Here is a 24218-nt window from a genome sequence, read left to right as displayed (position 1 = left end):
GGCACCACCCGGGGGCGATGCCTGATTTCTACACAGTCGGTACGCCGCCCGTGCGGCTTAACCGTTCGAGGCCCCGGCGGCTTTCGGCGCCGCGGCGGGCGCTGCGGCGGGCTTTCCGGCGCTGCTTTGCAGCGGGTCGTCCTGGCGCTGGACCGAGCCTTCGAAATGGGCACCACTTTCGATCGCGATGGTCTTGTGGATGATGTCGCCCTCGACCCGGGCGGTCGAGGTCAGCCGGACCTTTAGGCCGCGCACCCGCCCGACGATGCGACCGTTCACCACCACGTCGTCGGCCACCACCTCTCCGCGGATCGTGGCGCCTTCGCCTACGGTCAGCAGATGGGCGCGGATATCGCCCTCGACCACGCCCTCGACCTGGATGTCGCCGCTGGTCTTGAGGTTGCCGGTCACCGTCAGATCCGAAGACAGCACCGATGGCGCGGCCTTGGGCTTGGGGGCCGGCGCGGGCGCGAAATCAGAGGCAGGTTTCGGCGCCGCGGGGGCCGGGGTTTCGATTTTCTCGGACTCGACGGCCTTGGGCCCGGGTTCGTTTATCCTGCTTTTAGAAAACATTTGCTGCAGCCTTGATGTAGGTCATCGGGTTGACGGGCTTGTCGCCCTGGCGCACCTCATAGTGCACATGCGGTCCGGTCGACCGTCCAGTCGATCCCATATCACCGATCCTTTGCCCGCGCGAGACCCTTTCGCCCACCTTGACCCTTATGCGCGACATGTGGCCAAAGCGTGTGGACAGGCCGAAGGAATTCTTGATCTGCACCAGATTGCCATAGCCGCGCACCCAGCCGGCGATCACCACCACGCCCGAGGCGGTGGCGTAAAGCGGCGTGCCCCATTTGGCGGCGATGTCCTGACCGGGGTGGAATTCGCGCCCCGATCCCATCGGATTCTTGCGCCAGCCGAAGCGAGAGGAATAGCGAAACGCCGCATGTAGCGGCAGGCCCAGCGGGATCTGGTTGACGCCCTGGCGCAGCATCGCCAGCCGGTCGAAGCCCGCAAGCACCTTGTTGGCGTTGGCCTCTTCCTCTTCGGTCGCGGGATCCGAAGCCGCCATGCTGATCTTGGTCTCCGGGCCGCCGACGCCCGTATAGCCGCGCTTGACCTCTCCCAGCACCGTCTCGGGAGAGATGCCGACCTTCTTGAACAGCTTGTCGAGCGGTTTGGTCGTGGTGGCGATGACATTCTCGAGCTTCGAGAAGATCATCTTGTTGCGTTCCTGCATGAGCCGCTTGTCGAGCGCCAGCTTGTCGGCCTCTTTCCGGGCGGCCTGCGCGTCGCTGTCGGCGCTGTCGCGGGCGGCGGCGGTGTCCGACAGCGCCGAGGACAGCATCGCCACCGTTTCCTCCATATCCTTCGCCTGGCCCGCACGGGTGTGGGTGGTGCCGTTCCTGGCCACGAGCGTCGCGCGCGCCTTGGCCAGCTGGGCCCGGGCCGCGTCGCGTTCCTCGATCGCGTTCTGCAGGGTTTTCTGGATCACGTCGATGCCGGTCTCCAACTCGGCGCGGCGGTTTTCCGAGGCCAGCAGTTCGGACTGCATCCGCGAGACCTGCTCCAGCGCCACGTTGAACCGCGCCTGGGCACTGCGGGCCTCTTCGGTGCGCTTCTCGCTGTCGGCCGACAGCGCGTTCAGCCGCGCCTCATAGGCGATCTGTTCGCGCCTTGTCTGTTCGCGCGCATTACCGGCGCCCAGCGAATCCATCATCAGAATGGCCGAGGCCACGATCGTCCAGGCGACCACCGCGCCGCCGGTCCCCAGGGCGATCGCCTGGGTGGCGGGGGTGAGACGGATGAAGCGGGTCTCGGTGTCGGATCTCAGGAACAGGCGTTGTTCCGGCAGGTAGCGAGAAAACGCGTGGTTCAGGCGGTGTATGATCCGTCCCGTCAATACTCTGTCCCCATGGTCTTCGTTCTTGCCGTGCCGCGCGGTCCCCATGGCGGCCTTTGCGGACGCCCCCTGTCGCGACTTGGGTTCCTGAATGCCCGACCCCGCCCGCTGGGGCAAGTTTTATGACCGGAACGGCGGCGAAATCGTGAGCATTCGGGTTAATTTGAGCAATTTCCCGCCGATCGCACTCTGGTTTCAGGGCCGGACGCAAGGGTGCGCGCACGGGACGCCACAGCGAAGGGCAGGGCCGCGGGGCCGGACCCGTGGCCCCGCTTTGGGGCCCATGCGGCCGCGGGGGGCTGGGTGGGGCCGCAGGGCGGCGCTAGCCCCTCTGTTCGGCGAGCGGCCAGTAGAAATCCGGCGGCAGGCCGGCCTCGGCGCGCTTTTCCTCGTTGAAGGGTGGCTTCAGCGCGCCGTGGAAATAGTGCCGCACCAGGCGGTGGAACTCGTCCTTGGGGTCCAGCCCGGCGCGCCCGCACAGCCAGTTGAACCATTTCGAGCCATAGGCGACATGGCCCACTTCCTCGGCATAGATCACCTCCATCGCCGCGACGGCCTGGGCGGCGGACGCGTCGCCGGTGGCGGCGGCCTTGCGGAAGATCTCGATCATGCCGGGCGTCACGTCCAGACCGCGCGCCTCCAGCACCATCGGCACCACGGCCATGCGGCCGGGCAGGTCATCGACGGTATCCTCGGCCGCGCGCCACATGCCGGCATGGGCGGGCAGGGCGCCGTAATGGCTGCCCATGGCCTCGAGGCAATCACAAACCAGGTTGAAATGTTTCGATTCCTCGGCCGCCGCCTTGACCCAATCGTCGTAGAAGCCGATCGGCATGGCCTGATCGCCGTAGCGCGCGATCACGTCCCAATGCAGATCGACGGCGTTCAGCTCGATATGCGCGACGGCATGCAAGAGCGCAATGCGCCCGGCGGGGGTGCCGGGGCGCCGGCGGGGCACGTCGCGCGGCGCCAGAAGGTCGGGCTTTTCGGGCCGCGCCGGGCGCAGCGGCGGCCGCGCGGTGCCCACCTCGATCGGGGTGCCGGCGTCCCGCGCCGCCACCCAGGCCGCCGCATGGGCGCGGCTGATGCGGGTCTTTTCACGCCCGTCGGCGGTGGTCAGAACCTCGACCGCCCGTTCGGTAAGCGATTTTCCGCTCATGCGCCGCGGACCGCGGCCAGCACGTCCTCGGCATGGCCTGCGACCTTCACCTTGGGCCAGACCCGCGCCACGCGCCCGTCGGCGCCGATCAGGAAGGTTGCGCGGGTGATGCCCTGAAAGGTCCGGCCGTACATCTTCTTCTCGCCCCAGACGCCGTAGCTTTCGCAGACGCAGCCCTCTGCGTCCGAGGCCAGGATCACCCCAAGCCCATGCTTGGCGCTGAATTTGTCGTGTTTGGCGACGCTGTCCTTGGAAATTCCCACCACCACGGCGCCGGCGTCCTCGAACGCCTTGGCGCGGGCGGTGAAGTCGAGCGCCTCGGTCGTGCAGCCTGGCGTGTCGTCCTTGGGGTAGAAATACAAAACCACCTGCCTTGGCGCCAGTGCGGACAGGGTGATGGAGCCGCCGCCGTCGCGGGGCAGGGTGAAATCGGGGGCCTTGTCGCCGATCCCGGGCTGGGTCATGTCGTCTCCTGCAGAAGGCTTTGTGTTTTAGTTGCCTTCGCGAGAGGATAAAGACAAGCCGGCAGCAAAGATCCAGACCGACAGGGCAGCCTTGGACGACACCCCGCGAGATCCCGCGCCAGACAGCGGCCCGACCTTGGGGAAGGCGCCGGACCGGACGGCAGGGGACTGCCCGGCCGGGACGGGCCGCGCGACGGCCGACGACACCGGCCGCAGCCAGGCCGACACGCCCGACGAGACCCGGCGCCGGCGGGGGCGCTTCGGGTTGTGGATGCTGCTGAGCTTGGTGCTGCTGGCGGGCGCCGGAGGGTTCGCGCTGATGGTGGTGACCGGCAAGCCGCTGGTCGCGCCGGCCTGGGTCGTCGCCCGGGTGCAGGGGGATCTCAACCAGATGCTCGACGGTCGCGGCCGGGTCAGCCTGGGCAGCGCCGCGGTGGTGCTGGATCACAACCATGTGCCCCGGGTGCGGCTGCGCGATGTCAGCTTCCTGGACAGTTCCGGCAATGCGGTGGTGGCCCTGCCCGAGGTGCAGGTGTCGCTGGCGCTGGAGCCGCTGCTGCACGGCAAGATCCGGCCGGTGCGGCTGCGGATTTCCGGCGCCAGCCTGACACTGAAACGGGCCCGGGACGGCCGCATCGACCTGGCCATGGGGCAGGGGATCGGCAGCGGCGGGCCGGGGTTGCAATCGGTGGGCGAGGTGCTGGACCGGATCGACAACATCCTGACCCAGCCCGAATTGTCACGCCTGACCCGGATCGACGCCGACGCGCTGTCGATCACGCTGGATGACAGGCGCGCCGGGCGGGTCTGGAACTTCAGCGACGGCCGCGCGACCATGGTGCAGGACGCGCGCCAGGTCTCGATCGAGGTCGGCTTCGGCCTGGCCGGCGGGCGCGAGGAGCCGGCGCGCGCCGTCTTCACCTTCGTCACGCAGAAGGGATCGCCCGCGGCGCGGATGTCGGCGCGGGTGACGGGGGTGTCGTCGCGCGATATCGCGGCGCAATCGCCGGCGCTGGCCTGGATGAAGCTGATCCGCGCGCCGATCTCGGGCGATTTCCGCGCCTCGGTCGACCCTCAGGGCGATCTGGGCCCGATGGAGGGCCAGCTGCAGATCGGCAGCGGCGCGCTGATCGTGGGCGAACAGGTCAAGCCGGTGCCCTTCCAGCATGGCACGCTCTATTTCACCTATCATCCCGAAAGCCAGAAGGTGACCATTACCGAGGCCTCGGTGGACAGCCGGATCCTGCGCATCCATGCCTCGGGCCAGGCCTATCTGGAAGACATGAAGAACGGCGTGCCCCAGGCCTTTCTGTCGCAGGTGAAGTTCAGCCAGGTGATGGTGGACCCCGAGGGTCTGTTCGAACAGCCGGTGCGGTTTTCCCAGGGCGCGCTGGATCTGCGGCTGCGGCTGGATCCGTTCGACGTGCAGGTCGGCCAACTGGCGCTGATCGAGGGCAAGCGGCGGATCGACGCGCGCGGGCGGCTGACGGCGACGGGCAAGGGGCTGAAGGTGGCGCTGGACGCCAAGGTCAACGCGATCCGGCACGACCAGCTTCTGGCGCTATGGCCGGTCAGCGTGGTCGACAAGACCCGCGAATGGCTGGCCGAGAACGTGTTGACGGGGCTTTTGACCAATGTGAACGTCGGCCTGCGCATCGACCCCGGCACCAAGCCGGAAATGGCCCTGGGGTACGATTTCTCGGGCGCCGATGTGCGGGTGATCAAGACGCTGCCGCCGGTCGAGGATGGCCAGGGCTATGCCACGATCAATGGCGACCGCTACACGATGGTGATCCGCAAGGGCCATGTGACGCCGCCCAAGGGGGGTGTGGTGGATGTGGCGGGATCGGTCTTTCAGGTGCCCGACATTACCCAGAAGCCCGCCCCCGCGATCGTCGATCTGCAGACCCGCAGCACCGTCACCGCCGCCCTGTCGTTGCTGGATGAGCCGCCGTTCGAATTCCTGCGCAAGGCGGGACAACCGGTGGATCTGGCGCAGGGGCACGCGCGGATGCGTGCGATCATCAAGCTGCCGCTGAAGGACAAGATCGAACTGCCCGACGTGCGCTATGACGTATCCGGCACGATCAGCGATGTCCGATCCGACAGGATCGTGCCGAAGCGAGAGCTGACCTCGGCCCGGCTGCAACTGCATGCCGACAATGCGGGGCTGAAGATCTGGGGGCCGGGCAAGCTCGGCCCGGTGGCCTTCGATGGCGCCTGGGCGCAGAAGTTCGGGCCGAAATTCAAGGGCCATTCCGAGGTGACCGGAGAGGTCACGCTGTCGCCCGCCTTTGTCGACGCCTTCCATATCGGCCTGCCCAAGGGCTCGGTCCTGGGGGCGGCGCAGGGCCAGATGCGGATCGAGCTGGACAAGGGGCAGGCGCCGCGCTTCAGCCTGCGCTCGGGGCTGAAGGGGTTGCGGATTGCGATCCCGGAAATCGGCTGGGACAAGCCCGCCGCCACCCCCGGCCGGCTAGAGGTATCGGGCACGCTGGGCAAGCCGCCCGAGATCTCGAAGCTGTTGCTTGAGGGGCCGGGATTGCGGGCGCAGGGCGATGTGGTGATCAACCCCGACGGCACGCTGAAGGTGGTGCATCTGACGCGGGTCGAGGCGGGCGACTGGCTGGATGCGCCGGTGGATCTGGTCGGCCGGGGCAGGGGACGGCCGGTGGCGATCACGGTGCCGGGCGGGCGGATCGACCTGGCGCATCTGCCGGTCGGGGCGGCAGCGTCGAAGGCCGAGGCGGTGCCGATCACGCTTCGCCTTGACCGGCTGCAGATCAGCCAGTCGCTGGCGCTGGACGGCTTCACCGGATCATTCACCACGTTGGGCGGCTTCAACGGGCGCTTCGCGGGCAAGGTGAACGGCGCGGCCCCGGTCGAGGGCGTGGTGGCGCCCGCCAGCCCGCGCCCGGGCGCGCGCAGCGCGGTGCGGGTGACTTCGCAGGATGCCGGCGCGGTGTTCCGGGCCGCCGGGATCTCGGATCGGGTCTTTGGCGGGGCGATGGACATGACCCTGGTACCGCGTGTCAGGAAGGGCGAATACGACGGCCGGTTGCGGGTGTCGAACATCCGGGTGCGCAACGCCCCGGCGCTGGCCGATCTGCTGAGCGCGATCAGCGTGGTCGGCTTGCTGGAGCAACTGAACGGCCAGGGCCTGGTCTTCGCCGATGTCGGCGCGCGCTTCAAGCTGACCCCGCAGGGGGTCGAGATCGACAAGGGCTCGGCCACGGGGGCTTCGCTGGGGGTTTCGGCGGCGGGGACCTATGATTTCGCCGACAAGCGTTTCGACATCCAGGGTGTGGTCTCGCCGATCTATATGCTGAATGGGGTCGGGCAGTTGGTGTCGCGCGAGGGCGAGGGGCTGTTTGGCTTCAACTATTCGCTGAAGGGGACGGCCGCGCATCCCAAGGTGTCGGTCAACCCGCTGTCGGTGTTGGCGCCGGGCTTCCTGCGCGATCTGTTCCGGCGCCCGGCCGCGAAGCTGCCGAACTAGCGGCTGGATGAGGGGCGGCGTTCGCGTATTTGGGGAACAATGAAAGGGGGGAGGGGATCGGTTCGCGTGCCCGGGCCGCTTGGGGCGGCTGCGGGGCTTGGCCGGCGCGGGTCGGGGCGGGGGGGGGTGCATTGGCCTCTTGCGGCGGGCGGAAGTCCGCGCCATAGGGGCGCCATGAAGCTGAGCGATTTCGATTTCGATCTGCCCGAGGCGCTGATCGCCACGCGCCCGGCGCGGCCGCGCAGTTCGGCGCGGCTGCTGGTGGCCGAGGGTGGCGCCATCCGCGATCTGCATGTGCGCGACCTGCCCGATCTGCTGGGGCCCGGCGACCGGCTGGTGCTGAACAATACCAAGGTGATCCCCGCGCGGCTGAGCGGGACGCGCGCCCGCGAGGCTGCCGCCCCCGGCGAGGGTGTGGCGCAGATCGAGGCGACGCTGCTTGAACCCCGTCCCGGGGGCGCATGGCTGGCGCTGGCCAAGCCCGCGCGCAAGCTGCGCCCCGGCGACGAGATTCGTTTTTCCGAGGTGCTTTCGGCCCGGGTCGAGAGCCGCGCCGGGGGCGAGGTCGTGCTGGCCTTCAACCTGACCGGCGAGGATTTCGACGCCGCGCTGGCCGAGGCGGGGGCGATGCCGCTGCCGCCGTATATCGCCGCGCGCCGCGCCGCCGACGAGCAGGATCGCGACGATTACCAGACCGTTTTTGCGCGTCACGCCGGAGCGGTGGCGGCGCCGACGGCGTCGCTGCATTTCGACGCGCCGCTGCTGCAGGCCCTGCGCGACCGCGGCGTGGCCTTCACCGAGGTCACGCTGCACGTCGGCGCCGGCACCTTCCTGCCGGTGAAGGTAGAGGACGTGACCACCCATCGGATGCATTCCGAATGGGGCGAGGTGACCGAGGCCGCCGCCGCCCAGATCAACGCGACCCGCGCCGCCGGTGGCCGGGTGATCCCGGTCGGCACCACGGCGTTGCGGCTGATCGAGAGCGCGGCCGATCCCGAGGGCCGGATGCAACCCTGGCGGGGAAGCACCGACATCTTCATCTATCCGGGCTATCGCTTCCGGGTGACCGATGCGCTGATGACCAATTTCCACCTGCCGAAATCGACGCTGATGATGCTGGTCTCGGCATTGATAGGCAAGCCGGAGATCGACCGGATCTATGCCCATGCGGTGGCGCAGCGCTATCGGTTCTTTTCCTATGGGGACGCGTCGCTGCTGATCCCCTGAGGCCCCCTGCCGGACCGGCCCCGCAAGGCCGGTCGCGTCTTCGGGCCTGCCTCAGAACGGAATGTCGTCATCCATGTCGCTGCGTCCGCCGCCGCCCGCGCCGCCCTGGTCGCCGCCGCCGTATCCGCCCCCGTAGCCGCCGCCCGAGGGCGCCCCGCCGCCATAGCCACCGCCGCCACCGCCCTGGCCGCCTTCGGAGCGGCCGTCCAGCATGGTCAGTTCGGACCGGTAGGGCCGCAGCGCGATCTCGGTGGTGAAGCGATCCTGGCCGGACTGGTCCTGCCACTTGCGGGTTTCCAGCTGGCCCTCGATGTAAACCTTCGAGCCCTTGCGCAGATATTGCTCGGCCACCCGGACCAGCGGTTCGGCATAGATCGCGACACGGTGCCATTCGGTGCGCTCGCGACGTTCGCCCGAGTTGCGGTCGCGCCAGGTTTCCGAGGTCGCGATGCGCAGGTTGCATACCTTGCCGCCCGAGGGGAAATCGCGCACCTCGGGGTCGGCCCCGAGATTGCCAATTAGAATGACCTTGTTGACCGAACCTGCCATGGCGCTCTCCCGTCGAATCTCGTCTGTCGTTTGTGTCGGATTTGTCTGCTTACAACATTCGCGGGGGGATAGCACAAGCCTAAGGCTGGCGACATCGCCGCGACATGGCCCTGTCCGGGCGTCGCGCTCAGCCGCCCGGCCGCTATCGCAGGATGCGCGCGGGACAGATAGGCACCACGGCGGGCGGCGACCCGCGATCCCGCCCGCGCGGCCAGGCTGCGCATGTGGGCGATTGGCGGCGGGCGCCGGGGGTGGCGGCGCGAAATCCACGCGGGTCAGGGCACCCCGATGGACCGGCGCGGCGGCACCAAGCGCCGGCAAAAAAAACTGCCACGGACGGCATTTGCACCGCGCGTGACACAGGGGCTAAACCTCCCCCCTTTTCCGTGGCACTCTGCGCGACCGAATCCGCATCCGCCAAGCAAGGAGCGCAGCAATGACCAGCCTCGAGACCACCCAGGCCTATCTGGCCGAAATGATCGCCCATCCCACGGTGTCGAGCGAGTCGAACCTGCAGCTGATCGCCTGGTTGGCCGAGCGGCTGGAATCTGCGGGCGCGCGATGCGAGATCTTCCTTGATCCCACCGGAACCAAGGGCAACCTTTTCGCCACCATCGGCCCCGAGGGCGACGGCGGTATCGTGCTTTCGGGCCATACCGATGTGGTCCCTGTGGCCGATCAGGCCTGGACATCGGACCCTTTCGCGATGGAGGAACGCGCAGGCCGCCTTTACGGCCGCGGCAGCTGCGACATGAAGGGCTTCATCGCCGCCTGCGTCGCCATGGCGCCGGTCTACGCCGCGCAAGACAGCCGCCGCCCGGTGCACTTCGCCTTCACCCATGACGAAGAGGTCGGCTGTGTCGGCGGCGCCGCCCTGGCCGGCGCGCTGCGCGAGCGCGGCCTGCGCCCGGCGCTCGCCATCGTCGGGGAGCCGACCGAGATGCGCATCATCGAGGGCCACAAGGGCTGTTGCGAATACACCGCCCGGTTCTCGGGGCTGGAAGGCCACGGCTCGTCCCCCGACCGGGGTGTGAACGCGGTGGAATATGCGGTGCGCTATGTCGGCCGGCTGCTGGAGCTGCGCGAACGGCTGAAGGCCCGCGCCCCGCATGGCAGCCGCTTCGATCCGCCCTGGAGCACGATCAACCCCGGCGCGCTGAACGGCGGGCACGCCCACAACGTGATCCCCGGCCTGGCCGAGGTCGCCTGGGAAATGCGCCCGGTGCGCTGGGAGGATGCCGATTTCGTCAAGGCGGACCTCGCTACCTATGTGGCCGAGGAATTGCTGCCCGCGATGCGCGCCGTCTGCCCCGAGGCCGCGATCGAAACCGAGGTGATCGGCGAGGTCGCGGGGCTGGAGCCGATGGAGGTGAACGCCGCGCGCGATCTGGTGGCGGAACTGACCGGGTTCAACGGCGCCGAGACCGTGCCCTTCGGAACCGAGGCGGGCCTGTTCCAGGCGCTGGGAATGTCGGTTGTGCTGTGCGGGCCCGGCTCGATCGCGCAGGCCCACAAGCCGGATGAATATGTATCGCTCGATCAGCTCTCGCAATGCCTGGGCATGTTGGAGAATCTGGCCCCGAAACTGACCCGCCCCCCGGTCTGAGCCCCCCGGAGCAGGGCGCGACGGTACCCCCGCGGCGCTGTCGCCCCCGCAGGGGTTACTGGGCCGCCGGGACATAGGGCACAAAGCGAAATCCGGCGTGCTTTGCGGGTTATTTCTGGCGGCCATATCCCCGCGATGCAGGGGGCAGAGCCCGCCCGGGGCCTCGCGCTGCCGTGAGCAATCCGGGGAACCGATCTCGCCCTGACAGGGTTAAAAAAGGGCAGCGCGACGCGCGGCAACAAATATTAAAGATTTGTGAGAATGCGGTCAGGCGCTTGCAAGCCCGCCGATGCAGTTGCATGAGGGTAATGGGGCTTGGGGTGAAGCGCGCGCTTCGCTGAGACGGATTTGAACATGCCGCGAAAAATTGCGCGATGGGACGCCCGGGGCCTGATCCCGCCAGAAATGTCACACTCCTGTGAGCCGCGCCTGCGACAAGCATTGCGCACCCGCGGACTTTCCAGATATCGGGGATGCGGGGGGTGCGACAACAAGATAGGGGAAGGCGCATGAGGGACGACAGAGCGACCTTCGAAGCGATGCTTTCAGGCCCGGACGCGCCGCGCCCGGTTCCGACACGGCCCAGGCGCCATTTTCGCGCGCTGTTCATCTCGGACGTGCATATGGGCGCTCGCGGCTGCCGGATCGAGGCGCTGGTGGATTTCCTGACCCATGTCAGTGCCGACACGATCTATCTGGTCGGTGATATCTTCGACAGCTGGGTGCCGATCGGCAAGAACTGGACGCCCGCGCATGACATGGCGGTGCGGCTGATCCTCGATTTCGCCGAGGCCGGCGCGCGCATCGTCTATCTGCCCGGCAATCACGATGCCTTCCTGCGGCGCCATTACGGAACCTATTTCGGCCAGATCGAGGTGGTCGAACAGATCCGCCACCGCGCCATCGACGGGCGCGAATATCTGGTGCTGCACGGCGACCAATGCGACATCTTCCAGCGCAGGCGGGCGCGCTGGATCTCGCTTATGGGCGCGCATGTCGACAGCGGGCTGCGCGGTCTGTCGTCGCTGGTGAACCGCGTGCGCAAGCTGCTTGGGATGGAGGAATTCATCGTCATCGAGCGTGCGCTTTTGCGCTTCAACAGCCTGATCCGCTATGGCAACCGTTTCGAGAAGCGCCTGGCGCGGCTGGCCCGCGACGGCGATTACGACGGGGTAATCTGCGGCCATTTCCATAAACCCGCCCTGCACGAGGATTTCGGCGTGATCTACGCCAATTGCGGCGACTGGATCGACAGCTTCACCGCCGTGACCGAAGCCCGCGACGGCACGCTTCAACTGCTGCGCTGGGCCGGCGTGCCGGCCTCTGCCGCGCGGCCGGTCGACCTGCCCGAGGCCGAGGACGCGCCGGGCTGGGTCGCCTGAGATGGGCGCAGCCACGGCCATCCTGACGCTGTTTGTCCTGGGGGCGCTGGGGCTTCACCTGCTCAGCGTGACGATCGTGTCGCTGCGGCTGGCGCGCGCGCGCCGAAGCACCGCGCGCGCCGGGCAGCCGCCGGTATCGTTGCTGCGGCCGCTTTGCGGGCTGGAATACGCGCTGGAAGAGACGCTGGCGACCTCGTTCGCGCAAGAGTATGCCGAATATGAGGTGATCTTCTGCGTCGAACGGGTCGATGATCCGGCCATACCGCTGGCCGAAAAGCTGATCGCCGCGCATCCCGACGTGCCCGCGAAGCTGCTGATCGGCACCGATCCGATCAGCGGCAACCCCAAGCTCAACAACCTGGTCAAGGGCTGGAACGCGGCGCGCCACGACTGGATCGTGATGTCGGATTCCAACGTCCTGCTGCCGCCGGATTTCCTGCGCGTCTCGGTCAGCCGTTTCGACGCGCGCACCGGCCTTGTCAGTTCGCCCCCCGTGGGGATTCGGCCGGAAAACGCCTGGGGCGCGCTGGAATGCGGCTTTCTCAACACCTATCAGGCGCGCTGGCAGCTGTTGGCCGACAGCCTGGGGCTGGGATACGCGCAGGGCAAGACGCTGTTCTGGCGCCGCGGCGTGGTCGAGGCCGGCGGCGGGCTGGCGCGGCTGGGCGGCGAGATGGCCGAGGATGTCGCCTCGACCAAGCTGGTGCGGGGGCTGGGGTTGAACGTGCGGCTGGCGCCCGAACCCTTCGCCCAGCCGATCGGGCGGCGCGGCTTCGGCACGGTCTGGTCGCGACAGCTGCGCTGGGCGCGGGTACGGCGGCTGGGTTTTCCGCTGCTGTTCACGGCCGAGATCCTGACCGGCGCGTTGCCGCCCGTGCTGGCGATCGCGGCGCTGGCTGCGGCGGGGGCGGCCAGCTGGATCTGCCTGCCCGGGCTGGTCATGCTGTGGTTCGCCGCGGAATGGGGCCTGGCGCGTCAGGCGGGCTGGCCCCAGGGCGCGCGCGACGTGGCGATGTGGATGCTGCGCGATCTGATGCTGCCGGCGATCTGGGTCGCGGCCTGGGCGGGAAGGGGCTTTACTTGGCGCGGCAATCAGATGGACAAGGCCGGCGCCGACGGGCTGAGCACGGCGAAATAGACCCATGATCAGCCTTGCCACCATTCTTTCCCTGGTTCAGGCCCATGGCTTGCTGCTTCTGTTCCTTCTGGCGGTGGCCGAGGGGCCGATCGTCTCGGTCATCGGGGCCTATCTGGCGAAGCTGGGCTTCATGGATGTCTATGCCGTCTTCGCGGTGGTGGTGGCGGCCGATCTGATCGGGGACATGCTGTTTTACGAATTGGGGCGCAACGGGTCGCGCTGGCTAAGCCCGAAGTGGCAGCATCGGCTGCGTCTGGACGACAGCCGGATCGGCAAGCTGAAAGAGCATTTCCGCGACAAGGGCGGCCGGACCCTGGTGATCGGCAAGATCACCCATTCGGCGGGGATGCTGGTACTGGCGGCGGCGGGGGCCGCGCATATGAACGTGGCGAAATTCCTGGGCTGGAACCTTGTCGCGACGATCCCGAAAAGCGCCTTCTTCGTGATCCTTGGCTATTCGCTGGGTTACGCCTACAAATCGATCGACGGCTATCTGTTCAAGGCGTCGATGGTGATGCTGGCGCTGATCGTCATTGCCGCCGTCGCCTGGTTCACCCATCGCTGGATGAAACGCTCGTGACCGCGATTTCCTGCATCATCCCGGTCCATAACGAAGCCCCGCGCATCGCCGCCGTGCTGGCCGCCGTCGCGGGCCACCCCGACCTGGAAGAGGTGATCGTCGTCGATGACGGATCGACCGACGGCACTGGCGATCTGGTCGCGGAGCTGATCGCGTCGGCCGCCAATACCAGATTGATCCGGCTGCATCCGAACCGCGGCAAGACCGGGGCTCTTTCGGTCGGGATATCAGAGGCTTCCGCGCCACTTCTGATGTTGATCGACGGCGATCTTCTGGGTCTGACGGCGGATCACGTCGCGGCGCTGGCCGCGCCGGTGCGCGCGGGGCTGGCCGAGATGTCTATCAGCCTGCGCGACAACGCCCCCCGGCCCTGGCACTGGATCGGGCTTGATTATATCTCGGGCGAGCGCGTGCTGCCGCGCGCGGTGCTGCAAGAGGGTATCGCGGCGCTTGATGCGCTGCCGCGCTTCGGCTTCGAGGTGCATCTGAACAGCCTGGCGTTGCGCCAGGGGGTGCGGATTTCGGTGGTGCGCTGGCGCGGCGTGCGCAGCCCCCTGAAAGGCGCCAAGATGGGCCGCTGGCGGGGGATCAAGGCCGACTTGCGGATGATGGGGGATATCTTTCGTACCGTCCCGCCGCACCGCATCGTGGCCCAGATCGCCCGGATGCGCGCCCGACGGGTGCACTGAGGGGATTTGTTGTGAGCCCGGCGGCGGGCGCGCTGCCCTCTGCACCCCCGGGATGTTTGTGCCGGAAAGAATAACAGGAATGGCGCCTTGGGTGCGGCTCCGGGGCGCGAGCAGAGCGGGCGCGCCCCCCCCCGGCGCGCGGTGCCCGGCTTAGGAGTTGAGCGCGCCGATGAGCAGGTCGAGCGCATGTGTCACCGTTGCCGCACGGACCTGCGTGCGCCCGAGCGTGCCGAAATCGACCGTCTCGGTCCGGGTGGCCTGCCCCGTGCGCGCCAGACCGAAGCAAACCCGGCCCTCGGGCTTGTGTTCGGATCCGCCGGGGCCAGCGATGCCGGTGACTGCGACGGCGAGGGTGGCATCGGACCGTGCCAGCGCGCCCTCGGCCATCTCTCGCGCGACCTCTTCGGACACCGCGCCATGGGCGGCCAGGGTCTTGGCGGCGACGCCTAGCATCTGCTGCTTGGCAGCGTTGGTATAGGTGACGAAGCCGCGATCGAAGACATCGGATGAACCGGCGACCTCGGTGATTGCGCCGGCGATCAGCCCGGCGGTGCAGCTTTCGGCCGTGGCGATGGTCGCGCCCGCTTGCCGGGCGGCGGCCAGAAGGCGGCTGGCCCGGCTCATCCGTGGATCATCTGCCATAGCAATACCGGCCCGTGGAAAACTGCTGCCAGCGCGATCGTCGCGATGCCGGCGAAAAGCCCCGCCCAGAGGTCATCAAGCATCACCCCGGCCGCATCGTGGCGGCGGTCGGCGCGGCCCACCAGCCAGGGCTTCCAGATGTCGAACAGGCGAAACAACAGGAAGGCGAAGACCGGGCCGGGCCAGACGATCTGATGCCCGATCATCCAGAAGCCATAGGCCGGGAACAAGAGCGCCAGCCACTGGCCCGCGACCTCGTCGATGACGATCTCGGACGGGTCCTCGCCCGAGCGCCCGGCAAGTTCGCGCGCGCAGGCCCAGAAGCCGGCGGCGGTGGCGATCACGAAGGCCAGCACCAGCGCCGGAAAGCCCAGCCAGATGTCAATGGCCCAGCCGATCAGCAGCGCGACGAAAGAGCCCCAGGTGCCCGGCGCGGGGCGCAGCAGGCCGACGCCGAAGAAAATCGCGACGGCGCGGCTCATGCCGGCACCAGAAGCGCGGTGGCAAGCGCCGCGATGCCTTCCTCGCGGCCGGTGAAGCCCAGCCTCTCGGATGTCGTGGCCTTGACGCTGACACGGTCCATTTCGACCTCCATTATCCGCGATAGTTCGCGTTGCATTTCAATGGCGTGCGGGCCGATCTTCGGGTGCTCGCAGATCAGCGTGACATCGCAATTCGCCAGCCGGAACCCGCGCGCGCGCACCAGCCCGATCGCATGGGCCAGAAAGACATGCGACGCCGCGCCCTTCCATTGCGGATCAGAGGGCGGGAAATGGCGGCCGATATCGCCCTCGGCCAACGCGCCGTAAAGCGCATCGGTCAGCGCATGCATTCCGACATCGGCATCGGAATGGCCCACAAGGCCTTGGGAATGCGGTATTTTCACACCGCCAAGCCAGACATGATCGCCCGGTCCGAAGGCGTGGACGTCAAAGCCGTTGCCGCTGCGGATCTCCATGTTGCGCCCCCTTGCCAGGATCGCCTCGGCGCGGGCGAAATCCGCCGCGACCGTCAGTTTCAGATTGTCTTCCTCGCCCTCGACGATGCGCACGTCAAGCCCCGCCGCGCGGGCGACCTCGACATCGTCGGCGGCGCCGCCCGGATAGGCGCGGTGGGCGGCGAGAATGGGCGCGAAGTGAAAGGCCTGCGGCGTCTGTGCCCGCCACAGCCCGTCGCGCGGCAGGGTTTCGGCCACGCGCCCTTCCTCCCCGCGCCAAAGCGCATCGGTGAGCGGCAGCGCCGGTGCCGCCGCCGTGGCGCCGTCAAGCGCAGCCTGCATCCGCGCGATCAGGTCCAGGCCGATCAGAGGGCGCGCACCGTCATGGATCAGGACACGAGAAACGTTTGTGTCGACAAGGGCTTCCAGTGCATTCTTCACGGATTTCGCGCGGGTGTCGCCACCCGAAACGATCAGGTCTTCGGGACGGATCAGCGCCGCGGCGCGATCCCGGTCCTCGGGGTGCAGCACCAGAACCAGCCGCCCGATCGCTGGCGCGCGGCGAAACGCCTCGATCGTGCGGGCCAGCACCGGGCGGCCGCCCAGATCACGCCATTGCTTGGGCAGGCCGCCGCCCGCGCGCAGCCCGCGCCCGGCGGCAACGATGATGGCGGCCGTCTCGGGGGCGGCGGCTGTTGTCATGGCGGCCCTCCGGTTGCGGCCCTCGTGGTTGCGGCCTGTCTAGGCCATGGCGCGGCGCGTGACAATGCGGCAGCCATGCCCCCGGCGCTGCCTAAAAATTAGGCATCTGCTGATTTTCCCTCGTGCGGCCGAGCCGCCCTGATTGTATTGAAAGGTGTCACGGGGTAGCCCGAAGATAACGCACAAGGATTAGGCAAATGGCCATTCGATTGGCAGGCATCACTTTGGACCCGCCGGTTTTCCTGGCGCCCTTGGCCGGGATTACCGATCTGCCGTTCCGGCAGCTTGTGGCCTCGTTCGGCGCCGGTCTGGTGGTGAGTGAGATGGTGGCGAGCCAGGAGGTGGTGCAGGCGAAGCCTCTGGCGCGGGCCCGGGCGGAGCTGGGCTTTGACCAGGCGGCGACGGCGGTGCAGCTGGCGGGACGCGAGGCCTATTGGATGGCCGAGGCGGCGCGCTATGCCGAGGCGCAGGGCGCGAAGATCATCGACATCAACATGGGCTGTCCGGCGCGCAAGGTGACGAACGGCTATTCCGGCTCGGCGCTGATGCGCGATCTCGACCACGCGCAAAGGTTGATCGAGGCCGTGGTGGGCGCGGCGTCGGTTCCGGTCACGCTGAAGACGCGGCTGGGGTGGGACGACGACCTGCGCAACGCGCCCGAACTTGCGCGGCGGGCCGAGGGTGCGGAGGTGGCGATGGTCACGATCCATGGCCGCACACGCTGTCAGTTTTACAAGGGCCGCGCCGATTGGGCCGCGATCCGGGCGGTGAAGCGGGCGGTGGCGATCCCGGTGGTCGCGAATGGCGATATCGTCGACGCGGTCTCTGCGCGGCAGGCATTGGCGGCGTCGGGTGCCGACGGGGTGATGGTCGGGCGCGCGGCGCGGGGGGCGCCCTGGCGGCTGGCGCAAATCGCCCATGCCTGCCTTGGTGCCCCGGCGCCGAGGATCCCGAGAGGGGGGGATTTTTTCGAAATGGTTGCAGGGCATTATGAGGCGATGCTCAGCTTTTACGGCAAGGATCCGGGGCTGCGCGTGGCCCGCAAGCATCTGGGCTGGTATCTGGAGGGCGTGGCGCCGGGATTGCGGCGCCCGGTGCTGATCGCGGATTGCCCGGCCGAGGCGCTCCGGCATCTGCGCGCGGCGCTTTGCCGGGGCGAAAGGGCGGCCGCATGAAGGGGCCGAAGGGGCCGGTCAAGGGGGTGGTGTGGCAAAGCCTGCCGCTTCCGGCGATCCTGATCGAGCCGGGCGGCACGATCGAGGACATCAACCCGGCGGCGGAAGCCTTCCTGAACACCTCGGTCAAGTCGATGCGCGGGCAGCTGGCCTTCGAGCGGCTGGCGATCAACGCGCCGCTGGAAGAGGCGTTCCAGCGCGCGCGCCAGAACCAGGCGCCGCTGTTCATCCACGATGTCGATGTCGGCACGGGCGACCGGCCGCCGGTGCAGTGCAACATCCAGATCGCGCCGCTGACCGATGACAGCGACGTGCTTTTGCTGCTGATCTCGCCCCGCGACATCGCCGATCGCCTGGGCCGGGCGATGAGCGTGAAATCGGCGGCGCGGTCAGCCATCGGCATGGCCGAGATGCTGGCGCATGAGATCAAGAACCCGCTGGCCGGGATCGCCGGGGCGGCGCAGCTTCTGTCCATGGGGCTGAGCGCCGCGGACCGCGAACTGACCGATCTGATCGTGGCCGAGACCCGCCGCATCGTCGCGCTGCTGGAGCAGGTCGAACAATTCGGCAATCTGCGGCCGCCGGCCCGGCGCGCGGTGAATATCCATGATCTGCTGGACCGCGCGCGCAAATCCGCGGTGGTGGGCTTTGCCGCCAACATGCAGGTGATCGAGGATTACGACCCTTCGCTGCCGCCCACCTGGGCGGACGGGGACCAACTGTTGCAAGTCTTCCTGAACTTGTTGAAGAACGCCTCGGAAGCCTCTGGAAGGAATGGAGGAATCATCCGAATTCATACATTCTATGAGCATTCCCTGCGGCTGCGGCGCAAGGATGGGCCAGGCAACGCGCTGCCGCTGCAGGTCGAGATCATCGACGACGGCCCGGGCCTGCCGTCCGAGATTGCTGACCAGATTTTCGAACCCTTCGTATCGGGGCGCGAGAACGGTACCGGGCTGGGGCTGGCGCTTGTATCGAAGATCATTTCCGACCACGACGGCTGGATCGCGGTGGATTCGGTGCCCGGACGCACCGTGTTCAAGATCTCGCTTCCCGTCGCCCCCAAAGATCAACGAGAAACGGAGACACCCTGATATGGACGGCACTGTTCTTGTCGCCGACGACGACCGCACCATCCGCACCGTCCTGACCCAGGCTTTGACACGGGCGGGCTGCAAGGTGCATGCGACCTCGTCCCTGACGACGCTGATGCGCTGGGTCGAGGAGGGCAAGGGCGATCTGGTGATCTCCGACGTGATGATGCCGGACGGCAACGGGCTGGAGATGCTGCCCAAGATCGGCCAGGAACGCCCGGGCCTGCCGGTGATCGTGATTTCGGCGCAGAACACCATCATGACGGCGATCCAGGCGGCCGAGGCCGAGGCCTATGATTATCTGCCCAAGCCTTTCGACCTGCCTGACCTGATGAAACGCGCGGCGCGGGCGCTGGACCAGAAACGCCGGGTCGCGCCGAAGAAGACCACCGCGCCGGCGCGCGGCGACACCGCGGGCGACGATCTTCCGCTGGTGGGCCGCACCGCGCAGATGCAGGCGCTGTACCGGCTGGTGGCGCGGGTGATGAACACCGAGCTGCCGGTGCTGATCACCGGCGAAAGCGGCACCGGAAAATCCCTGATCGGCCGGGCGATCCATGACTTTTCGGACCGGCGGACCTTGCCCTTCGTGGTGGTCAGCGCCGCCGATCTGGCCGGAATGGACGGGCCCTCGACGCTGGTTTCCAGGGCCAAGGGCGGATCCATCGTCTTCGACGAGGTCGCCGATTACGACAGCGAGACCCAGGCGCGCATCGTGCGGATGCTGGATACGCTTGGCGATACCGCGCCGCGGGTGATGGCCACCTCGCAGGCCGATCTGATGGGCGAGATCGAGGCCGGCCGCTTCCGCCAGGATCTGTTCTATCGCCTCGGCGGGGTCACCATCGCGGTGCCAAGCCTGCGCGAGCGCGTCGACGACATCCCCCTTCTGGCCCAGCATTTCCTGGGCCGAGGCGAGCGCGAGATCGGCCTGACGCGGCGGCTTTCGCCCGAGGCGATGGAACTGGTGCGCGCCTATTCCTGGCCCGGCAACGTGCGCCAGCTGGAAAACACCCTGCGCCGGCTGTCGGTGACCTCGCCCGAAGAGGAAATCACCCGATCGGAGGTCGAATCCGTCCTGGGCAGCCAGCCTGCGATGGAACCGCTCAGGGGCGTTGGCGAGGCCGACAAGCTGTCGGCTTCGGTGGCCAAGCATCTGCGCCGCTACTTCGATCTGCACGGCGGAAACCTGCCGCCGCCCGGGGTCTATCAGCGGGTGCTCAAGGAGGTCGAGATGCCGCTGATCGAGATCGCGCTGGATGCAACTGGCGGAAATCAGGCGAAATGTGCCGACCTGCTGGGCATCAATCGCAATACTCTGCGCAAGAAGATCACCGACCTGGATATTCGCGTGACACGCCGCCGAAAGTTGATGTAAAAGCGCAACAGAGGCGTGGCGCTTCGGTTATAACCGGGCAAGAGACCACGAAATATGGCGGTCGGGGCGCGGGGCGTCCCAGAATCGGGGGCCAACCCTGTGCAGCGGGCCATGCGCGCAGTAACCTTTCAGCGACTCTCGCGGCTGCGTCGGCAGCGGCGGGTTCAGACGGCGATGACCTTCGCGCTGGTGGCGCTGGGGCCGGTCTTGGCGCTGATGACCTTCGTTGCGCTCGGGCCGTTGAACGAGGGCGCGCAATCGCCGATCTTGCGGATCACGCTGCTGGGCGATCTGATCTATGTGCTGGTGGTGGCGGCGCTGGTGGCACAGCGGGTCATCACGCTGGTGGCGGACCGGCGCTCGCAATCGGCGGGGTCGCGGTTGCATCTGCGGCTGACCGGCGTCTTCGCGCTGATCGCGCTGGTGCCGACGGTGCTGGTTGCGGTTTTCGCGGGGCTGACCATCAATGTCGGGCTTGAGGGCTGGTTTTCCACCCGCGTGCGGCAGGCGGTGGGGGCGTCGCTTGCCGCCGCGCAGGCCTATGAGGGCGAGCACCGCCACGATCTGATCGAGGATACCGATGCGCTGGCGGCGTTCCTTGACCTTGCCAAGCGGCAGAACTTCTTCATCGACGACGGCGAGCTTCGGCAATTGCTGACCCAGGGTCAGTCGCATATCCAGCGCGGGCTGCGCGCGGCCTTCGTGATCGACGGCGCAGCGAAGATCCGCGCCCGGGGCGACCGGTCTTACCTGTTCAACTACACCCCGCCCTCGGCGCGGGACCTGGCCGAGGCACGCGACGGCAAGACCGTCATCATCGAGGATCTCAAGGACAACGAATTCCGCGCCCTGGTCGAACTGAAGCCCTATGTGAACCGCTACCTCTACGTCAGCCGGGTGGTCGATGGCGGGCTGATCAAGCTTTTGGACGAGACCAAGCAGACGGTGCACCTGTACCAGCAGCTGGAACGCGACCGGGGCCGGCTTTTGTTCGAATTCGGGCTGCTTTACCTGGGCTTCGCGCTGATCCTGATCCTGGCGGCGATCTGGCTGGGGCTGTGGTTCGCCGAACGGCTGGCGCGGCCGGTGGGCCGGCTTGCGGGGGCGGCGCAGCGCATCGGCGGCGGCGATCTGGACGTGCAGGTGCTGGAAGAGGACGGCGACGACGAGATCGCCATGCTGGGCCGCATATTCAACCAGATGACCCGTCAGCTGAAGGGCCAGCGAGAGGCGCTGATGGACAGCCACCGCCAGACCGAACGCCGCCGGCGGCTGTTCGATTCGGTGCTGTCGTCGGTGACCTCCGGCGTGATCGGGCTGGACGCGCGCGGCCGGATCGATTTCGCCAACCGTTCGGCGCTGCGGCATCTGGACATCGAGCCGGGCACCGAACATGGCGCGGTCCTGGCCGAGGCGGTGCCGGAGTTCGAGGCCGTGTTCGAGCGCCTGATGCAGGGCGCCGCGGAAGTGGTGCAAGAGGAAATCCGCGTCTCGCGCCTGGGGCGGGTGGAAAGCCTGCTGGTACGGGTCGCGCGGCGGCGCACGCGCGAAGGCCGGCTGGAAGGTTATGTCGTGGCCTTCGACGACGTGACCGATCTGGTATCGGCGCAGCGGATGGCGGCCTGGGGCGACGTGGCGCGGCGCATCGCGCATGAGATCAAGAACCCGCTGACCCCGATCCAGCTGTCGGCCGAGCGTATCAAGCGCAAGTTCCGCGCCCTGGCGGGCGACCAGGCCGAGGCGCTGGATCAATATACCGACGTGATCGTGCGTCAGACGGGCGACCTGCGCCGCATCGTCGACGAATTCAGCCGCTTCGCCCGGATGCCCGAACCCGAGCGGCGCGAACACGATCTTGTGCGACTGGTGCGCGACGCGGTGGTGTTGCAGGAAAGCGGACTGCCCGGCGTGCGCCTCACCGCCTCTTTGCCGTCTTCGGCCATGCTGGCCGAGATCGACGCGACGATGATTTCCCAAGCCTTGACAAATCTGATCAAGAACGCCGGAGAAGCGATTGAAAGCCTGCAGGAAAATTCCCCGCCAAAGGACTATGGGCCAGAGATCCGCGTGACCCTTTCGCAAGAGGGCCAGGTGGCGCTGATCACCGTGGCCGACAATGGCGTCGGCCTGCCAGAGGACCGCACGCGCCTGTTCGAACCCTATGTGACGACCCGTGCCAAGGGCACCGGTCTGGGGCTTCCCATCGTCAAGAAGATCATCGAGGAACATGGCGGGACATTGTCGCTGGCCGACGCACCCGCCTTCGCGCCCGGCGGCCACCGCGGCGCACTGGCCGAGGTGCGGCTGCCCCTGAAGGGGCGGCTCGTGGCCGAAGACGCGGCGCAAGATGCACAACAAGATGCGGATCAGGAGGGGGCGGCGGACGGCCCCTTCGGTCCGAAACCGGAGGATGAGGTGACATGAGTGGGATCCTGATTGTCGACGACGAACGCGACATTCGCGAGCTGATCTCGGATATCCTGCGCGACGAGGGCTTTGAAACCCGCCTGGCGGGCACCTCCGACGATTGCATGGCCGAACTCAACGCCGACCCGCCGGCGCTGATGATCCTGGATATCTGGCTCAAGGACAGCAAGATGGACGGGATCGACATCCTCAAGCATGTCAAGCGCGACAACCCGGATGTGCCGGTGGTGATCATCTCGGGGCATGGCAATATCGAGATCGCGGTCGCGGCGATCAAGCAGGGCGCCTATGATTTCATCGAGAAGCCGTTCAACATCGACCAGCTGATGGTGGTGGTGCGCCGCGCGATGGAGACGTCGCAATTGCGGCGCGAGAATTCCGACCTGCGCCGCCGCGATGTCACCTCGGCCGAGATGGTGGGCACCTCGCCCGCCTTCAAGGCGTTGAAATCGCAGCTGGAAAAGGTGACGAAATCGAACGGAAGGGTCATGCTGACGGGCCCCTCGGGCGCCGGCAAGGAGGTTGCCGCGCGGTTCATCCACGCCCAATCGGCGCGGGCCGCGGCGCCCTTCGTGACGGTCTCCTCGGCCTCGGTCGAGCCCGAGCGGATGGAAGAGGTGCTGTTTGGCCGCGAAACCCCCGAGCGCGGGCTTGAGAAGGGGCTTCTGGAACAGGCCCATGGCGGGGTGATCTATTTCGACGAGGTCGGCGACATGCCGCTGGGTACCCAGTCGAAGATCCTGCGGGTGCTGGTCGAGCAGCAGTTCACCCGCGCCGGCGGCACCGACAAGGTGCGCGTCGATCTGCGGGTGATCTCGTCGACCACGCGCGATCTGGGGCATGAGATCGCCGAGGGGCGTTTCCGGCAAGAGCTTTACGACCGGCTGAACGTGGTGCCGATCGCGGTGCCCTCGCTCGAGGACCGGCGCGAGGACATACCCGAGCTTGCCGCGCATTTCGTCGAGATGTTCAACCGCACCCAGGGGCTGCCGTTGCGCGCGGTGTCGGACGAGGCCGTGGCGCTCTTGCAGACGATGCGCTGGCCGGGCAACGTGCGCCAGCTGCGCAACGTGATCGAGCGGGTGCTGATCCTGGGCGAGGGCAGCGGCCCGATCGAGCCGCGCGAATTGCCGGGCCAGGACGAGGCGCCGAAGGACGAGGGCAGGGTGATCCTGTCGGGGGGGCTTGCAACCCTGCCGCTGCGCGAGGCGCGCGAGTTGTTCGAGCGTGAATATCTGCTGACCCAGATCAACCGTTTCGGCGGCAACATCAGCCGCACGGCGAATTTCGTCGGCATGGAGCGCTCGGCCCTGCACCGGAAATTGAAGTCTCTGGGCGTGGTGACCACCGCGAAGGCCGGCGCCCGGGTCGCGCGGCTGGAGGACGAGGAGGAATAGGCGGCGATCCGTCGCCGAAGCGCGCGGCCCCGCGCGGGGCTGCGCCCCTAAGATGAGTATTTTTGCCAAGATGAAGGGAAAGGCCCCAGCTTGTTCTTCATCTTGGCGAAAATACTCCAACGGCGATGGCATTCTCTCGCGGTCGCCCGGAAAGAGGGTGACGACCCGGGGGGAAGGCCGGCTTGGGGACCTCGCTTCGCGGCCGCTGTCGATTGACCCGCGCCGTCCCATCTGCCAATGATCGGGCCGCTGTTCGGGCGGGCCAGGCGG

At 67.6% G+C, this 24218-nt stretch carries 20 protein-coding genes; 12 read left to right on the top strand and 8 right to left on the bottom strand.

The window, feature by feature from the left end; genetic code table 11:
- Window positions 1-57: 57 nt before the first annotated feature.
- The 4 genes from BLV97_RS12975 to bcp form a co-directional block, all read right to left on the bottom strand.
- Complete coding sequence (locus BLV97_RS12975) at window positions 58-573, bottom strand: bactofilin family protein (RefSeq protein ID WP_035846622.1); 516 nt, start codon at window positions 571-573, stop codon at window positions 58-60.
- Window positions 563-1903: a M23 family metallopeptidase gene (locus BLV97_RS12970; protein WP_035846681.1), complete on the bottom strand. Its 1341-nt coding sequence runs from the start codon at window positions 1901-1903 to the stop codon at window positions 563-565. The genes BLV97_RS12975 and BLV97_RS12970 overlap by 11 nt, the downstream gene beginning before the upstream one ends.
- Before the next feature lie 322 nt (window positions 1904-2225).
- On the bottom strand, window positions 2226-3062 hold the full coding sequence (locus tag BLV97_RS12965; protein WP_035846624.1) for a ferritin-like domain-containing protein: 837 nt from the start codon (window positions 3060-3062) through the stop codon (window positions 2226-2228).
- Complete coding sequence (gene bcp, locus BLV97_RS12960; protein WP_035846626.1) at window positions 3059-3526, bottom strand: thioredoxin-dependent thiol peroxidase; 468 nt, start codon at window positions 3524-3526, stop codon at window positions 3059-3061. The genes BLV97_RS12965 and bcp overlap by 4 nt, the downstream gene beginning before the upstream one ends.
- A 91-nt stretch (window positions 3527-3617) precedes the next feature.
- Here bcp and BLV97_RS12955 point away from each other — a divergent pair, with 91 nt between their 5' ends.
- Window positions 3618-7025: a YhdP family protein gene (locus tag BLV97_RS12955; protein WP_051646321.1), complete on the top strand. Its 3408-nt coding sequence runs from the start codon at window positions 3618-3620 to the stop codon at window positions 7023-7025.
- A 174-nt stretch (window positions 7026-7199) separates the two neighbouring features.
- On the top strand, window positions 7200-8252 hold the full coding sequence (gene queA / locus BLV97_RS12950; RefSeq protein WP_092164092.1) for a tRNA preQ1(34) S-adenosylmethionine ribosyltransferase-isomerase QueA: 1053 nt from the start codon (window positions 7200-7202) through the stop codon (window positions 8250-8252).
- 51 nt (window positions 8253-8303) lie between these two features.
- Here queA and ssb read toward each other — a convergent pair whose 3' ends face one another.
- Window positions 8304-8801, bottom strand: coding sequence for a single-stranded DNA-binding protein (gene ssb, locus BLV97_RS12945; RefSeq protein WP_035846632.1), 498 nt, complete (start codon window positions 8799-8801; stop codon window positions 8304-8306).
- A gap of 436 nt (window positions 8802-9237) precedes the next feature.
- On the opposite strand from ssb, the gene argE reads away from it, so the two are divergent.
- From argE to BLV97_RS12920, 5 genes are all read left to right on the top strand, one after another.
- On the top strand, window positions 9238-10407 hold the full coding sequence (gene argE, locus BLV97_RS12940) for an acetylornithine deacetylase (RefSeq protein ID WP_035846634.1): 1170 nt from the start codon (window positions 9238-9240) through the stop codon (window positions 10405-10407).
- A 509-nt stretch (window positions 10408-10916) separates the two neighbouring features.
- Entirely contained in the window at window positions 10917-11789 is an 873-nt protein-coding gene (locus tag BLV97_RS12935; protein ID WP_051646322.1) for a UDP-2,3-diacylglucosamine diphosphatase, read from the top strand.
- A 1-nt stretch (window position 11790) separates the two neighbouring features.
- A complete protein-coding gene (locus BLV97_RS12930) occupies window positions 11791-12927 on the top strand; it encodes a ceramide glucosyltransferase (protein ID WP_035846636.1) in 1137 nt (378 codons plus the stop codon).
- A 4-nt stretch (window positions 12928-12931) separates the two neighbouring features.
- The gene (locus BLV97_RS12925; protein WP_035846638.1) at window positions 12932-13507 is read left to right on the top strand and encodes a DedA family protein; all 576 of its coding nucleotides are present in this window, start codon (window positions 12932-12934) and stop codon (window positions 13505-13507) included.
- Complete coding sequence (locus tag BLV97_RS12920; RefSeq protein WP_035846641.1) at window positions 13504-14196, top strand: glycosyltransferase family 2 protein; 693 nt, start codon at window positions 13504-13506, stop codon at window positions 14194-14196. Before BLV97_RS12925 ends, BLV97_RS12920 begins: the two co-directional genes overlap by 4 nt.
- Before the next feature lie 150 nt (window positions 14197-14346).
- On the opposite strand, the gene BLV97_RS12915 is transcribed toward BLV97_RS12920, so the two are convergent.
- Genes BLV97_RS12915 through BLV97_RS12905 form a run of 3 tightly spaced genes read right to left on the bottom strand, consistent with a single transcriptional unit; the run spans window position 14347 to window position 16477 of the window.
- Window positions 14347-14820 carry a CinA family protein gene (locus BLV97_RS12915; protein WP_035846643.1) on the bottom strand — a complete coding sequence of 158 codons (474 nt, stop codon included), beginning with the start codon at window positions 14818-14820 and terminating at the stop codon, window positions 14347-14349.
- Complete coding sequence (locus tag BLV97_RS12910) at window positions 14817-15320, bottom strand: phosphatidylglycerophosphatase A family protein (RefSeq protein WP_035846644.1); 504 nt, start codon at window positions 15318-15320, stop codon at window positions 14817-14819. Before BLV97_RS12910 ends, BLV97_RS12915 begins: the two co-directional genes overlap by 4 nt.
- Window positions 15317-16477, bottom strand: coding sequence for a bifunctional 2-C-methyl-D-erythritol 4-phosphate cytidylyltransferase/2-C-methyl-D-erythritol 2,4-cyclodiphosphate synthase (locus BLV97_RS12905; RefSeq protein WP_035846646.1), 1161 nt, complete (start codon window positions 16475-16477; stop codon window positions 15317-15319). Before BLV97_RS12905 ends, BLV97_RS12910 begins: the two co-directional genes overlap by 4 nt.
- Window positions 16478-16674: 197 nt before the next feature.
- Between BLV97_RS12905 and dusB the strand changes: the two genes are divergently transcribed.
- The 5 genes from dusB to ntrX all read left to right on the top strand — a co-directional run bounded on the left by dusB (window position 16675) and on the right by ntrX (window position 23948).
- A complete protein-coding gene (gene dusB, locus BLV97_RS12900) occupies window positions 16675-17652 on the top strand; it encodes a tRNA dihydrouridine synthase DusB (protein ID WP_035846649.1) in 978 nt (325 codons plus the stop codon).
- Window positions 17649-18746, top strand: coding sequence for a two-component system sensor histidine kinase NtrB (locus tag BLV97_RS12895; protein WP_035846651.1), 1098 nt, complete (start codon window positions 17649-17651; stop codon window positions 18744-18746). Before dusB ends, BLV97_RS12895 begins: the two co-directional genes overlap by 4 nt.
- Window position 18747: 1 nt before the next feature.
- The gene (locus tag BLV97_RS12890) at window positions 18748-20124 is read left to right on the top strand and encodes a sigma-54-dependent Fis family transcriptional regulator (RefSeq protein ID WP_035846653.1); all 1377 of its coding nucleotides are present in this window, start codon (window positions 18748-18750) and stop codon (window positions 20122-20124) included.
- Window positions 20125-20235: 111 nt separating this feature from the next.
- Window positions 20236-22548 carry a sensor histidine kinase NtrY-like gene (locus BLV97_RS12885; protein ID WP_081825208.1) on the top strand — a complete coding sequence of 771 codons (2313 nt, stop codon included), beginning with the start codon at window positions 20236-20238 and terminating at the stop codon, window positions 22546-22548.
- A complete protein-coding gene (gene ntrX, locus BLV97_RS12880; protein ID WP_035846655.1) occupies window positions 22545-23948 on the top strand; it encodes a nitrogen assimilation response regulator NtrX in 1404 nt (467 codons plus the stop codon). Before BLV97_RS12885 ends, ntrX begins: the two co-directional genes overlap by 4 nt.
- The last annotated feature ends 270 nt before the right edge of the window (window positions 23949-24218 follow it).

Origin of the sequence: Allgaiera indica (genome assembly GCF_900106675.1) — a bacterium.
GTDB lineage: Bacteria > Pseudomonadota > Alphaproteobacteria > Rhodobacterales > Rhodobacteraceae > Acidimangrovimonas > Acidimangrovimonas indica.
The sequence above is the reverse complement of the archived record's forward strand: the minus strand, read 5'-3'. Positions and strand labels throughout refer to the sequence as shown.